Annotated in this window: 14 protein-coding genes and 1 pseudogene; 6 read left to right on the top strand and 9 right to left on the bottom strand. The window is 35.3% G+C overall.

What is annotated here, in order from left to right:
* Positions 1–376 precede the first annotated feature (376 nt).
* The 3 genes and pseudogenes from HMPREF3177_RS06775 to HMPREF3177_RS06765 all read left to right on the top strand — a co-directional run bounded on the left by HMPREF3177_RS06775 (position 377) and on the right by HMPREF3177_RS06765 (position 2,914).
* Positions 377–1,431 (top strand): annotated as a pseudogene (locus tag HMPREF3177_RS06775) (2,3-butanediol dehydrogenase).
* A gap of 105 nt (positions 1,432–1,536) precedes the next feature.
* Positions 1,537–1,833, top strand: a complete 297-nt coding sequence (locus tag HMPREF3177_RS06770) for a rhodanese-like domain-containing protein (RefSeq protein WP_068129412.1) — start codon at positions 1,537–1,539, stop codon at positions 1,831–1,833.
* Positions 1,834–2,017: 184 nt separating this feature from the next.
* The gene (locus HMPREF3177_RS06765) at positions 2,018–2,914 is read left to right on the top strand and encodes a nuclease-related domain-containing protein (protein ID WP_070458022.1); all 897 of its coding nucleotides are present in this window, start codon (positions 2,018–2,020) and stop codon (positions 2,912–2,914) included.
* 522 nt (positions 2,915–3,436) lie between these two features.
* On the opposite strand, the gene HMPREF3177_RS06760 is transcribed toward HMPREF3177_RS06765, so the two are convergent.
* Complete coding sequence (locus HMPREF3177_RS06760) at positions 3,437–4,129, bottom strand: ABC transporter ATP-binding protein (RefSeq protein ID WP_068129416.1); 693 nt, start codon at positions 4,127–4,129, stop codon at positions 3,437–3,439.
* Between the two features lies 1 nt (position 4,130).
* Complete coding sequence (locus HMPREF3177_RS06755) at positions 4,131–5,141, bottom strand: ABC transporter permease (RefSeq protein WP_070458016.1); 1,011 nt, start codon at positions 5,139–5,141, stop codon at positions 4,131–4,133.
* Positions 5,142–5,220: 79 nt separating this feature from the next.
* Here HMPREF3177_RS06755 and HMPREF3177_RS06750 point away from each other — a divergent pair, with 79 nt between their 5' ends.
* Together HMPREF3177_RS06750 and HMPREF3177_RS06745 are read left to right on the top strand one after the other, a co-directional pair.
* Complete coding sequence (locus HMPREF3177_RS06750) at positions 5,221–5,883, top strand: response regulator transcription factor (RefSeq protein ID WP_070458013.1); 663 nt, start codon at positions 5,221–5,223, stop codon at positions 5,881–5,883.
* On the top strand, positions 5,873–7,213 hold the full coding sequence (locus HMPREF3177_RS06745) for a sensor histidine kinase (RefSeq protein ID WP_070458010.1): 1,341 nt from the start codon (positions 5,873–5,875) through the stop codon (positions 7,211–7,213). Before HMPREF3177_RS06750 ends, HMPREF3177_RS06745 begins: the two co-directional genes overlap by 11 nt.
* A gap of 189 nt (positions 7,214–7,402) precedes the next feature.
* Here HMPREF3177_RS06745 and HMPREF3177_RS06740 read toward each other — a convergent pair whose 3' ends face one another.
* On the bottom strand, positions 7,403–8,026 hold the full coding sequence (locus tag HMPREF3177_RS06740) for a hypothetical protein (protein ID WP_070458008.1): 624 nt from the start codon (positions 8,024–8,026) through the stop codon (positions 7,403–7,405).
* Between the two features lie 145 nt (positions 8,027–8,171).
* On the opposite strand from HMPREF3177_RS06740, the gene HMPREF3177_RS06735 reads away from it, so the two are divergent.
* The gene (locus HMPREF3177_RS06735) at positions 8,172–9,023 is read left to right on the top strand and encodes an Abi family protein (RefSeq protein ID WP_070458005.1); all 852 of its coding nucleotides are present in this window, start codon (positions 8,172–8,174) and stop codon (positions 9,021–9,023) included.
* 27 nt (positions 9,024–9,050) lie between these two features.
* Here HMPREF3177_RS06735 and HMPREF3177_RS06730 read toward each other — a convergent pair whose 3' ends face one another.
* Genes HMPREF3177_RS06730 through HMPREF3177_RS06705 form a run of 6 tightly spaced genes read right to left on the bottom strand, consistent with a single transcriptional unit; the run spans position 9,051 to position 14,848 of the window.
* Positions 9,051–10,028: an LCP family glycopolymer transferase gene (locus tag HMPREF3177_RS06730; RefSeq protein WP_070458002.1), complete on the bottom strand. Its 978-nt coding sequence runs from the start codon at positions 10,026–10,028 to the stop codon at positions 9,051–9,053.
* A gap of 27 nt (positions 10,029–10,055) precedes the next feature.
* Positions 10,056–11,183, bottom strand: coding sequence for an aminotransferase class V-fold PLP-dependent enzyme (locus HMPREF3177_RS06725; protein ID WP_070457999.1), 1,128 nt, complete (start codon positions 11,181–11,183; stop codon positions 10,056–10,058).
* Complete coding sequence (locus tag HMPREF3177_RS06720) at positions 11,183–11,812, bottom strand: acetyltransferase (RefSeq protein ID WP_070457996.1); 630 nt, start codon at positions 11,810–11,812, stop codon at positions 11,183–11,185. Before HMPREF3177_RS06720 ends, HMPREF3177_RS06725 begins: the two co-directional genes overlap by 1 nt.
* Positions 11,809–12,405: a sugar transferase gene (locus tag HMPREF3177_RS06715; RefSeq protein WP_070457993.1), complete on the bottom strand. Its 597-nt coding sequence runs from the start codon at positions 12,403–12,405 to the stop codon at positions 11,809–11,811. Before HMPREF3177_RS06715 ends, HMPREF3177_RS06720 begins: the two co-directional genes overlap by 4 nt.
* 6 nt (positions 12,406–12,411) lie before the next feature.
* Entirely contained in the window at positions 12,412–13,566 is a 1,155-nt protein-coding gene (locus HMPREF3177_RS06710) for a glycosyltransferase family 4 protein (RefSeq protein WP_246827410.1), read from the bottom strand.
* Between the two features lies 1 nt (position 13,567).
* Positions 13,568–14,848, bottom strand: coding sequence for a nucleotide sugar dehydrogenase (locus HMPREF3177_RS06705; protein ID WP_070457990.1), 1,281 nt, complete (start codon positions 14,846–14,848; stop codon positions 13,568–13,570).
* Positions 14,849–14,852: the final 4 nt, after the last annotated feature.

The following is a 14,852-nucleotide window of genomic DNA, read 5'->3' as shown; positions in this document are numbered from 1 at the left end:
CTATATAATTTTACACAATATTATGGACTTGACCGGTTACCCGAGATTTCGCCGACGATTCGATGATTCCCGGCGGTGAATTGAAATTTGGCCGACGATTATCCTCACAGCGTCGGCGAGAAGTGCGTTTCACCGACGATTCGTGCCAGCCCCAAAGGTTTTTCATCGATTTGCGATAGTTTGTCCCATATTGTCATGCAACCCTAGTTTTTCATCGATTTAAAAAGAATAAAAGCCCGCTCCTCCACTCATCAATCGCCTAAACACACTCAAAAATTCTAACTTCTCACAAAATCGCCGAATTTTTTCTTCTTATTATGCATAATAATGAACGTTCACTTGGTATAATAGATGTATAAATATAAAAGGAGTGTTTTTGAAGAAAGCAGTGGTTTACTATGACACGAAAGACGTCCGTATTGAAGAGGTCGAAGAGCCTAAAGTTCAAGATGGTCTTGTGAAAGTTAAGGTTGCTTGGACGGGTATTTGTGGTACGGACTTACACGAATATCTTGGTGGCCCGATCTTCATCCCTGGTGATGAACCGAACCCAATCACTGGTCAAGAGCGTCCGGTCGTTATGGGGCACGAGTTTTCTGGTGTCATTGAGGAGTTAGGTGAAGGTGTTGAAGGGTTAAACGTTGGAGATAAAGTATGTGTAAACCCAGCGTTAACGAATAACTTACACCCGAATCCGTTATATGACTTCTATAAAGAAGGTACTTTCATCGGTCTTGGTTGTGATGGTGCGTTCGCTGATTATGTCGTTGTTCCAAAAGAGAATATCGTTAAATTACAAGATTCAACTTCACTTAAAATCGGTGCACTTGTAACGCAACAGCTGTTGCGTTACAAGCGATTCGTGAATCTGAAATGGAATTTGCAGAGTCTGTTGCGATTTACGGTGCAGGACCAATTGGTCTCGTGACTGTACTTGCTGCACGTGCGGCTGGTGCGAGAGATATCTTCGTATTCGACTTATCAGATGAGCGTTTAGAAAAGGCGAAAGAATTCGGTGCAACTCACACATTAAATAGTGGTAAAGAAGACCCTATCGAGTATATCCACCAGTTCTATCCAGACGGCGTAGATCGTACATTTGAAGTTGCTGGTGTACCGATTACGTTAGAACAATCTATTAAATCAACTCGCCCAAGAGGTATGGTAACAATCGTTTCTATCTTTGAAAGAGCAATTGACTTCAACCCAATGTTACTCACAACAAGTGGTGTAAGAATTTCTTCTACACTTGGATACGAGCCAGACATTTTTGAAGCAACTGTGAAAATGATTGAATCAGGTCAAATCGACCCAAGCCCAATGATCACAAGTGAAATCGAGCTTGATGAAATTATCGACAAAGGTTTCAACACTCTAATTGAAGATAAAAGCCAAGCGAAAATCTTAGTCAAACTTAGCGGCGAAGAATAAGATCAGTTTCAAACATCGTATCCGAATCGGATACGGTGTTTTTTTGTATGCAATTTGGAGGAGTTCATATAAAATCAAATTAGAGATAAAGTTGGGAGGATTTTAATGGAACAGTTAGAAATGCTAAATTTCACTAAAGATGAATTACAAAAACTCGCGGACAACAAGCAGTTAATCGATGTGCGTTCAAAAGAAGAATACGATGAAGTACACATTCCAGGTGCGCTTCTATATCCACTTGACGAAATCGAGACGTTTGATTTACCGAAAGACCGCGAGTATTATGCATATTGCCGCTCTGGAAAACGCAGTGAAATGGCATCACAATACTTAGAACAACTCGGTTACGAATTTAAAAACTTAAACGGCGGAATAATCGCATACGTCAATGAAGTGAAATAAAGATGAGGAGACTCATCTTTTTTTATTTTGCAAACAGATTTTAAAAATCTGCTTAATGAGTTATTTAAAAACTGAGAATGCTTTTTTAAATACTACGTATTTTAAGAACGGAAATTAGAAAATTGCTTTTAGACTGATTGTACTTTATCAGCTAATATAAGCGTAAAACAGCTGGAGGTTTTATATGTTGGAAAGAAGTTTTGCGCATCAGCAGTTGCGTGCGTTAAAGTGGCGATTACCATTAGATGATGATTCTAAATATTACTTAGAGCGATTAGAGCGTGGGTTTGAAGGTGAAAATGAGTTTTCTGAGATTTTAGCTTCGTATAATACGTGTACAAGTATCCATGATTTTACGTTTGAAATTGATGGCTCTACACGTCAAATAGATACTGTTTTTTTATCTAATAATGAATGTATACTGTTTGAAGTGAAAAACTACATTGGTGATTTTATTTATAAAGAAGATGAGTTTTATGTATATCATAATATGCAAAAAATCCCGTCACCTGTTCGTCAACTGGATGATGCGACGGAAAAATTTCGTGAATTACTTTATAGATTAGATATAAGACGATCGGTTCGTAAGTTTGTCGTATTTATAAACGAAGAATTCCATTTGTATAATGCACCGGATCACCTATCGATTATTACGCGTGCACAACTGAGGCGCGTTCTAGACAATTTGGCTAGAAACCGAGATGCTGTGAGTGATACCACTCTTCAGTTAAAGGAAAAGTTACTCGCGCATAATATAAAAGACACTCGCCCCGCACAAGTCATCTATCAATATGATAATTTAAAGAAAAATGTATTTTGCTTTAACGACGGTTCTCCGCTTCACCTATCTGGGCGAAATTCTTTTACTTGCGAGACATGCGATTTGAAAACCTCAGTAAAAGAAATAGTTCTTGAAACCGCTCGGGACTTCTCTGTCCTTTTTCCGACAGAGAAAATTACTGTACCCGCACTCATCGACTTCTCAGGTGGGGTACTCACAAAACACAATTTACAAAAAGTATTAACTGAAGAATGCGTGCGTCACAACAAAGGTCGCGGTACGCATTATACATTACGATGAAGAAGAAAAACCCCGTAGTATTTTATCTTGTAAAGTAGCGGTGCGTGCGGACGGTGAATTTGAATGAGAGTGCTCGGCTAGCGGCTGGAAATTGGTTCGAATCGTCGGTGAATAGGATTATTCGCCGGCGATTCTTTGATTTCGGCTGAATCGTCGGTGAAATGAGATTTCCACCGACGCTATGGGACTTATCGTCGGCCAAATTTCTATTCGCCGTCGGGAATTGCCGAATCGTCGGCGAATTCTCGAAAATCCCGTTTTTCGCCGACGATACTGTTATTACCGTCGGTGAAATAAAAAGTCGCCGACGATAATGCTGGCTGCGTAGGCGAGAGTTCGTTTTCGCAGGCGATAACCGGAATCGACGGCGAATCCGGCACTCCACCGACGATTCTCAGTTAAATTACTCCCCCTCCCCACAAAAAAAGATTCCCCCAAACTATCCTATATCTTTAGGGGGAATCTAGGAATAGTTCAGGGGAATCCGCGAGAATTCTACAGAAGGAGAAAGTTTATTTATCTCTATGCGCTTTCTTTATCTTGTATTTTTTCTTCTTGTAACTTGCCGCCTTTTAAGACGTATAGGCGATCTGCGTATTTGAAAATGCGCTGATCATGCGTGATCATGATGCATGCTGCGCCGTTTTCTTTGACGCGCTGTTGGATAACTTCGACGACTTGTACTGCGCGCTCGAAATCGAGTGATGCGGTTGGTTCGTCTGCCAATATGAGTGACGGGTTGTTCATAAACGCGCGAGCAATCGCGACGCGTTGTTGTTCACCACCAGATAGTGATTTTTGGTAATGGTCGAGGCGATGATCGAGTCCAAATAATTTAAGGATTTCTTCGGCACGTGCTTTTGCTTCTTTTTTACTCATACCCGCTTCACGTCCGACAAACTCGAGTTGCTCGCGGACTTTTAAGTACGGCAGTAAGTGAGACTCTTGAAATATAAATCCAATTTCTCCGAGTCGTAAGTCTGTCATTTCGCTATCTTTATAAGACGTCCAGTCGTCTCCATCCATAATAATCTTTCCATCTGTTGGGGATAAAAGAGCACCGATAATCGATAGTAGCGTACTTTTCCCTGAACCGGACGGTCCATATAATACGACGAGTTCTCCACTGTCTACTTTTAAGTTGATATCTTCTAGCACTTCAGTTTGAGTATCACCTTTACCGTAAGTTTTTGATATATTCTCTAGCTTTAACACATTAATCTCCTCCTATCGCTGTTAACGGATCGATTTTTACGACTTTAATTACTGATAATAGTGCGCCAATTAATGATACAACCATAAATGATCCAAATAATAACACGACTAATTTATTGTTTACGAAAAACGGCATCGTTACTGGTAATAAAGTACTCAGTAAGTACGTGAGGCCAATCGCAATTAGTGTACTTAATATAACGATGACGAACACTTCAGTGACGATCATCGATACCATACGTATATTTTTTGTGCCGATTGCTTTTAAAATGCCGTATTCTTTCGTTTTTTGTATCGTTATAACGTAGAAGAATGCGCTAATCACAATCGCAGAAATGACGAATAAAAACACGACCATTAAATTGAGTGGTAACTGCTCTGCTTGATAACTCGGAATGCCGTTCATTAAATCTTGCTTCGTAATCGTCGTAACACCGTCCGCTTCAAAATTCTTACTACCAATCATAATATTGACGTCTGCTTCTTTAATTTTTTCGAAGCCCTCTTTTGTTGTAAAAGCGATTGGCGTGTGCGCGTACATTTGACGTTTAACAAATCCGCTTATCTTATACGTGATATCTGAGTCCTTTACTTCAACTGTATCGCCAACGTTATAGCTTTCTGCCATCGTACTGTCAACGAGTATTTCATCTTTTCCTTTTGGCTGACTTCCTTCAACAATATTTAAATTCACAGCATCTGTATAAACGAGCTGTACGCTGTCGTTGTTTTCAAATCTTAGAGGTGTCATCGATAGACTTTTATAGCCATTGTCGCGTGCGTCACTTACGACATCTTCACTTAAAACAGACTGCTGAATCTCATTGTTTGAATCATCTTCAATTAGAATTTCTTCACCAGATAATGACTCGATCATTGATATATTATCTTTTCCAAGCCCTTGTGCTAAACTTGAAACAAACATGACTAAAAATGCGAGTAAAAATAAAATTATGCCGATCATTAAGTATTTGAATTTATAGTATTTGAGTTCTTTAAAAGCGATTTTCATTGGTCCATCCCTTCCTTCACTGTGTATATTACACCGCTACTATGAACTCAATATGAACAAATTATTTTAGGAGGAAATTATGGTTAACATTTTAATTGTAGACGACGAAGCGTCCCTTCGTGATATGGTCGCGTCAAAGTTAAAGCCTGACTACACGCCGTTTCTAGCCGAAGACGCAATGCAGGCTTTCGATATTTTACAAGATGAAGATATACACCTCGCTGTTGTCGACGTCATGATGCCGTATATGAACGGCTTTGAACTTTGTAAACATATAAAAAACGATTACGATATACCGGTCATTATGCTTACAGCGAGAAGTGAATTATATGATAAACGTGAAGCGTATCAAGCTGGAACGGATGATTATATGACGAAACCATTTGAACCAGAAGAGTTAAAATTTAGAATTGAAGCGGTCCTTTCAAGATACGGTCAATCATCAAGTACGACGATTGGGAATGTCACTTTAGATAGTAATGCGTACTTAGTCGAAGTCGATTCTGAAACACTATATTTCCCGAGAAAAGAATTCGAGTTGCTCGAGAATCTTTTCATAAATTATCCGAATGTATGTAGTAGAGATATGCTCATTGAAGAAATTTGGGGATATGACTTTGAAGGTGACGAACGTACAGTAGACGTGCATATTAAACGCGTAAGAAAACGACTCAGTGCTGTAAACTCTCGTATTGAGATTAAAACAGTGCGCGGGATTGGATATCAAGTCCATGAACTTTAAACATTTGTCGACGCGTTTTATCGTCATTACACTCGTTGTTATGGCAATAAGCAGCATACTCGCATTCCTACTCTCAAACGTCTACTACCATTTTTATGAGAAAGAAAAAAACGACGCGCGCATTACTGAAACGTTATTAAAACAAAAAGAGTTTATAGAAAATGATAAGAGACCTGCTGAAGAAATTTTTAACCAAATCGCGAGTTTAGACTTTCAACTCGTTGTGATTAAAGACGGAGAAAAACAATTTTACGGCGATCCGTTTCGACTCGATAACTTACCAGAAGATGCACTGCAAGATGACATCTATCACGGAATTAAAAATCGACCGTTCAACATTTTAATTACAGGATTCTTTGACAATGAAACGAAAAACACGGTCGGTACAAATGTCACAATTCACGGTGAGACGTATTCCGTATTTATGAGACCAAACGTCGGAGAAAGTATGGGAGAGTTTCGTATATTTTTAGCGATTCTACTGAGTCTTTTAATCGTTTTCTCGATTATATTTGTTGCTTTATCGTCTAACTTTATAATCGCACCGGTCATTCGGTTAAAGAATTTCGCCAGTGACATAAGGTTAGGAAAATATACGACAGAAAACATTGTCACTAGACGCGATGAAATCGGAACACTGCAACGTGAGATGGCGCATATGAGTCAAGCGATTCGAGATCAACAAAAAACGAACGAACGATTCGTTGCTAACGTCTCACACGAAATCCAGTCCCCGATCGCGAACTTACTCATGCAACTTGAATCATTAAAACGAGAATACAATAAAGACACGATTCAAAATATGGAACACCAGGCGAAGCGACTGAGCGGGTTAACAAAGCAACTGTTACTCCTCGCTTCAATTGAACAGAGTGAATCACAGCTAGAGAAAACGCACTTCGGTGCACGACCATTTATTAACGAAATCGTCCAAAGTCAGTCATACATGCTCGACCAAAAAGAAATCTTTTTAATGACGCACGTTGAAGATATCGAAATATATGGAAGCAGCCATCTCTTATATCAGGCGATTACGAACCTACTCACTAACGCAATTAAATACACGAATCATTACGGTGAAATCAATATCTATGTCAGAAAAAACAATGAGCGCGTAGCAATCATCGTAGAAGATGACGGCATCGGTATGAACGAAGACACAAAATCGCATCTCTTTGAGAGATTCCATAAAGACCATCGCGCCGAAGACAACATCCCATCAAACGGACTCGGAATGGCAATCGTTAAAGAAATCATCGACCTACACGGCGGTGAAATAGAAGTAGAGTCTGAAGAAGGAAAAGGTACGAAAATAACGGTGACGGTTTAAATAGACCGAATTTACTGCGCAAATTCGATTATTATACTATCTCTTAGATTGATGCATTTTAATTTATTTTAAATACTTTATCACTATATGTTGATAAAAGATTTCATAAGTAATAGTTGTATATTGCACTATTACTTATGATTTTTATATAATAGTCCATATTTAAAACCATCAGTTTTGCTAAGGTTTTTAATTATATTCTTCTAAGAATTTTACTGAAGATAAATATTGTTGATAATCTAAAATTGCTTTAATAATTTTTTGGAAATTTATTACTAAATCCTCAGTAATTAGACTCTCATTTTCTATATTTTTGGAGAATGAGTAAAATTCATCGATTTCTTCTTTAGTATTAAGGACTAAATTATCTTCAGGCCCATGATATATCATTCGATTATGATAATATAAATCATAGAGCTCTGTGATTAACTCTTTAGCACTTCTAACTTTGAGTTCTTGGCGCAAATATCTTGGATTTGTTATAAGCTCATATTCATGCGACGATATATTTCCTTCCCCACCTCCACCGCCGGTACCTAATCCACCTCTATTTTCTTCAAGTTTCTGTTGCAATAATCTGTTTTTATCATAAATTAGCTCTAATTGCTTCTTAATGCTGTTCTCTCTGTTAGCTAGCTCTAAAATAATGTTTGAAGATCCTAGTTTAATATCGTCAGCTTCTCTTATTTTATTAATTAACACATCGAAAAGTTTCTTAAATTCTTTATAAAATATTAATATTACTAACAAAATTAAAATAGGAAAAGTAAAATGCATATATAACATTTCAAATGTACTATACATTTTATTCATCTAACACACCTTCTATCAACAATAATTTGTTTCTATTGACTATTATTAAATATTATTATATTATGAATCTAATAGGACTCCCCGCACCTCTCATCTATGATGATGTGTCCCAGTGGGAGACATTTTTTTATAAAGGTGAAGACGTTTGAAAGACTTAAAGCCTCCAATAACTTATGATGAGCAAATCGCTAAATTAGAACAAAGAGGTTGTTCAATTACTGATAAAGAACAAACTAAAAAGATTCTTTCTCAAATTAACTACTATAAAATTTCAGCTTACTTACTGCCTTTTAAGACTCAGAATGATGAATATCAAAATATCGATTTTAATCGACTTAATAATATTTACCTTTTCGATAGAGAACTTAGAAATTTAATTCTCGAAATGATAGAACCTATTGAAACAGACTTGAAGACTAAGTTAGCATATTATTGTGCACATAAATATGGTTCAGAAGGTTATTTAAATAAGAATAATTTTAATGCTATGCACAATCATACAAAATTCCTTGAAACAATCGAAAAGCTAAAAAGAAAGCAAAAGGATAAACTGTATGTTAAACACCATAAGAAAAACTATAATTCTCGTTTCCCAATATGGGTTATGGTAGAAATGTTTTCTCTTACAACTACTTCAATTTTTTATAGTGACTTAAAAATAAGTGATCAAAAGCAAATCGCTCATTTATATAGAATAAATTATGCAAAGTTAAAAAGTTGGTTCCATTGTATAACTATTCTACGTAATATATGCGCGCACACTGATCGTATTTACTATAATACATTTACACAAATACCAAAAGGGTTTAACAACAATTCGCGCAATAGAAGTTTGTGGCCATTATTTGTAATTATAAAGGAACTATATCCTGATAAAAATACATGGAATAATGAAATTCTTTCACGATTTAAAAATCTTATTAAAAAGTACGAAAGTCATATTGATCTCCATCACTTAGGCTTTGAGATAGACTTTCAAAATGATTTAAAGAAATAGCTGAGATATTAAATATCTCAGCTATTTCTATTCTATCTCTAAATTCTCTTTATACTTTCTCTCTGCTTCTTTTAGACTGTCTTCGTCAGGTAAGAAATACCATAATCCGTCTTCCATAGTTTCTCCAGTACCCTCTAATTGAATACGTTCAACATTACGGCGTGCACCATTATACTTTGTACCAATATCTTGGATATCCGCCATCGTTAAGTCTGTTTTTACATTGTAGCCAAGCGTATCTACAATCGAGTTAATTCTTGTAATCGAGCCAACGGATAATAACTTTTGACCTAATGCCTCAACGACGAGTTGTTGACGATCCTGACGACCGAAGTCACCACCAGAACCTTCTTCATAACGACTTCTCGTAAACGCGAGAGCCTCAGTACCATCCATGTCATAAGGTAATCCTTCAACATACGAATTCCCTCTTACAGTAAACGTAGCATTACTTGTAACAGTTACGCCACCAACGATATCTATTAAATCCTTTAAGCCATCCATATTAATGCTGACATAATGATCTATCGGTACATCCATTAAATTTTCAAGAGAATCTTTAGCCATAGTTGGTCCACCATATGCATAAGCGTGGTTAATTTTCTCAACCGTACCATTTCCGACTATTTCAGCACGCGTATCTCTTGGGACACTTACCATTACCGTTTTATTAGTATTTGGGTTCACTGATAAAAGAATAATCGAATCCGAACGCTCGCCGAGTCCATCTCGAGATTCGTCAGAGTCAATACCGAATAACGCGATCGAAATCGGGTCTTTTTTATCAACATTTACATCTTCTCTTCTAAGTTTAGAAGCTTGTCTCTCTTCTGTACCTTCATTAATACTCGTACTCAATTGGTTTAACTTATAAAAAGTAAACCCTGCAAAAGCTGCACCCGCGATAATAAATACAAGAAAACATGTGATTAGTACTTTTAGCCATACAGGCATTTTCTTTTTACGGCGTCTACGTTTTCTTATCTTTTTTGGTTGCTCTTCCATAATAATTCCTTTCTCACTTTAAGCGAATTAAAGTGCTTTGAAATATTCTTTTATAGTATCACAAACAAAATAAACTTCTTTATTCGTTAAATTTGATCCTGATGGTAAACAAACGCCTCGTTCAAATAGACCTTTAGATACATCCTCATTTAGGGATATATAATCATAATCCTTAAAAACTGGTTGTAAGTGCATTGGTTTCCACACAGGGCGTGCTTCAATATTATGTTGACCTAAGTAATTGATTAAGTCATACGTATCAATACTATCAATAGTCAGTGCTGTTAACCATCTATTAGATTTAGAATATTCAATTTCAGGCTGGAAATTGACACCTTCAATATCTTTAAGGCTTTCTTTATATATATTGAAAATCTCTCTTCTACGGTTGACACGGTCGTCAAGAACTTCCATCTGTCCGATACCAATACCAGCTGAAATATTACTTAAACGATAGTTATATCCCATTTCTTCGTGTTGATAGTGAAGCGCTTTTTCACGAGCTTGCGTGGAGAGAAAAAGTGCGTGTTTGATCTTCTCCTCATCATTAGAAATCAGCATACCACCCCCACTAGTTGTGATGATTTTGTTTCCATTAAAAGAAAAGATTCCAAGGTCACCAAAAGTACCACTCTTTTTACCAAGATACTCTGAACCTAAAGATTCTGCAGCATCCTCAACTAAAACCGCATCATGCTTTTGACAAATCTCTACAATCTCATCATATTTTGCAGATTGTCCATATAAATTAACTGCAACTACTGCTTTTACTTTTTTACCAAGAGATTCATATTTTTCAAAAGCCTTTTTAAGAGCTTTTGGACACATATTCCAAGTATCTTCTTCAGAATCTATAAAAACAGGAGTCGCTTTTTGATAAAGAATAGGATTGGCTGAAGCACTAAATGTGAGTGATGAACAAAATACAATATCATCTTCTTTAACTTCCGCTTCAATTAAGGCAAGATGAATTGCAGCAGTACCACTACTAAGAGCTAATGCAGCCTTACTTCCAGTATATTGTTTCACAGAACTTTCAAAGTTATTTACATTTTCTCCAAGCGGGGCTATCCAGTTTTTATTAAATGCATCGTTTATATAATCTAATTCTGTTCCACCCATATGGGGAGATGATAATAATATTTTTTCTGCCATTATAATACATTCTCCTTAATTATTTTAGCTGGTGTACCTACTGCAGTAACATTGTCTTCGATATTATATATAACTGTTGATCCAGCTCCTATAATAACATTTTGTCCTATTTTTATATTCGGTATTACAGTGGTACCTGCTCCTATGTGTGAAAAATTTTGTACAGTTACTCCTCCAGTTAAAATAGCACCAGGAGATATATGTGTATAATCTCCAATTAAATTATCATGCTCAATAACTGAAGCGGTATTAATAATACAATGATTACCTATTTTTGTACTTCTATTAATTACTGTATTGGCCATAACTACAGTCCCATAACCTATTTTAGAGTGATTAGATATTATAGCACTTTTATGTGATAGGACAGGAAAATTTTCTAGTGAGATATTTAATTCATTAAATTTCTTTTCTCTAACAACGTTACTGCCAATAGCAATACAAAAATAATAATCGCTTTTGTACAGGTCAATATTTTTTAAGCTATCATAGAATAAATCATTCTTCTTATGATAACTTTTTACACTATCATCAAGAAAGCCTCTAACTTCATATTCATTTTTACTATTTACAATGTCAAATATAACTTTAGAATGTCCACCCATTCCTATTAAAATTAAAGGTTTCATGATTGACTTCCTTTAAACTTTTCTATAGTTACATGGTTATCAGCACTAATATCTTTTCTTTTTAAAACATTTTTAACAGTTAAAAATATAACGTACATATCTAAAGAAAAGGATTGATTTTCAACATACCATACGTCTAATTTAAATTTATCTTCCCAGGTAATCGCATTTCTACCATTCACTTGTGCCCAACCAGTAATCCCTGGTTTTACATCATGTCTTTTTAATTGTTCATCATTATATAATGGTAAATATTCCATAAGAAGTGGTCTAGGCCCAACAATGCTTATGTCTCCTTTTAAAACATTAAATAATTGTGGCAGTTCGTCAATGCTAGTATTTCTAATAAACTCTCCTGTTTTAGTCATTCTCAGATGATCTGGTAATAATTCGCCATTCTCATCGACATCGTTTGACATAGATCTAAATTTATAAATATCAAAAGGTTTTCCATCTAAACCTGGTCTTGTCTGCTTAAAAATAACAGGCTTGCCTAAATTTCTACTGATTAAAATCGCACTACCTATCATAATAGGCGCTGTCAATAGAATACCTGCTGTACTTGCAACTACATCAAAAGTTCGCTTTAACAAGATATATCACTCATTTCTTATCCTATCAAATACTGCTAATTGTTTTTTAATAACTTCTTTCTCATCATAAAGCTTTTGAGATCTTAAATAAGATGCCTCTTTCATATTATTAAGCAACTCCTCATTAGAATTTAGATATTTAATTTTTTCAGCAATTTGTTCACTACTATTTAAATCAATAATAAAACCAGTTTCTCCATTAACAACTTCTTCTCTACTACCTCTTATATCAGTAGCAATGATTGCATTTTTCATGGACATTGCTTCAATAATTGAACGTGGCATACCTTCTCTATAAGATGGTAAACAAAAGACATCACTTAAATATAAATATTCTTCTGCGTTATCCACTTGACCCGTAAAAATAATGTTTTCTCTATCCATATATTGTTGTATCTTAGAATAGCTATACTGATCTCTTTCACTTTTTGGTAAGGAGCCCATAATTATAAACTTTAAGTTATAATCATCTAATTTATCAATGGCATTTAGTAAATCAAAAATTCCTTTTTCTTCTACTAATCTCCCTATAAATGAAATGACTAAATCATTATCTTTAATATTATGTTTATTTTTAAGATTTGAAATCGCTTCTTCACTTATTTCATTATAATTATATTTATGATCAAGATTAATGCCATTACTAATGTGTAAATAGTTGCTACTTTCTTTAAGAAAATGATTCTTAACTGCTAAGTTATAATCCTCTTCGCTTTGAAAAAATATATAGTCTGTAAAAAATCTTCCCATGTACTTTTCAACATTATAGAAAACTTTATAAGCTTTACTATCCATTTGATCATGAAAATAAAATCCGTGTGCTGTATAGATAATGTTAGGTACTCCAGCCATCTTTGAAGCAATTCTTCCAAGTACAGCTGCAATAGGCGTATGAACATGAACAATCTCTGGTTTCAATCTTTTAAACAGTTTGTACATATTAACTAGTGAAATAATATTACGAATTGGATTTATTTTTCTATCGATATTAATAGGATGAAAAATAAATCCTTCGTCAAGTATTTCCCGAACATACTCTCCACTAGAGCTAACGCAATGAACTTCAAATCCATTATCCATTGATGCTTTATTCAACTCATTCAGTAATTTCACTTGTGTCATATCAATTGCGGAAACTTGAACAACTTTTGTTTTAGTCAAATTAAAGCCTCCATAGTTTCTGATTCTCTTTTAAATCTTGTTTAGAAATCATACCCTTAATATCAAAAACGATTCCATCGTCAGATACTAATTCTAAATAACTTTCTTTATTTTTAATATAGTCCTCATGTTGAACCGCAATAATTAGAGCATTTGAAACTTCTAATTCATCTTTTTCTTTTAAATCTACATCATAAAGTTGTTTAGCTTCCTCAGAATCCGCTTCAACATCATTCACTACTACGTTTAGACCATAGTTCTCTAACTCATTAATTAAATCAACAGCTTTTGTATTTCTTAAATCAGGACAATTTTCTTTAAATGTTAAACCTAAGAAATTCACAGTTTTTCCTTGAACTTCATGCCCATTTTTAAGTAGTTTTTGAACTATATCTGATGCGATTAATTTCGGCATATTATCGTTAATTCTACGTCCAGAGAGAATGACTTCAGGATGGTGACCAAGTTCTTGTGCTTTATATGTTAAATAATATGGATCAACACCAATGCAGTGCCCCCCAACTAACCCTGGTCTGAAATCTAAGAAATTCCATTTTGTACGTGCCGCTTTTAGTACCTCATTGGTATCAATTCCAGCTTTACTACAAATAATTGCAATTTCATTCATTAAAGCAATATTTACGTCACGCTGAGTATTCTCAATCACTTTAGCTGCTTCAGCTACTTTAATACTTGATGCTCGATGAACACCAGCAGTAACTACTGATTCATAAACTTTAGCAATAATATCTAAAACTTCATCATTTTGTCCAGAAACGACTTTAATAATAGACTCAAACGTATTTACCTTATCTCCTGGGTTAATACGTTCTGGAGAATAGCCAACAAAGAAATCCTCTCCTGCTTTAAGCCCTGAGTATTTCTCAAGAACAGGTATACAATCTTCCTCAGTAGCACCAGGGTACACCGTCGATTCAAAAACAACAATTGTGCCTTTCGGCGCATTCACTAATGCTTTTCCAACAGATTGACTTGCACCAAGAAGCGGCGCTAAATTCGGCTGCTTATGTTCATTAATCGGTGTTGGAACCGCAACGATAATGAAATCCGATTGACTTAAATCATCTAAATCTGATGTATATAAAATATCCGCTTTTTCTAAATCAGCAGCCTCCACCTCTTCTGTACGATCAAAACTTTTTTTTAATTCTTCAATTCTATTTTCATTAATATCAAAACCAATTACGTGTTGTTTCTTACCAAAAGTAACAGCCATTGGTAATCCTACATAACCGAGACCAACTACTCCTATTTTTCTCATATTA

The organism is Nosocomiicoccus sp. HMSC09A07 (assembly GCF_001808485.1).
Lineage (GTDB): Bacteria > Bacillota > Bacilli > Staphylococcales > Salinicoccaceae > Nosocomiicoccus > Nosocomiicoccus ampullae_A.
The sequence above is the reverse complement of the archived record's forward strand: the minus strand, read 5'-3'. Positions and strand labels throughout refer to the sequence as shown.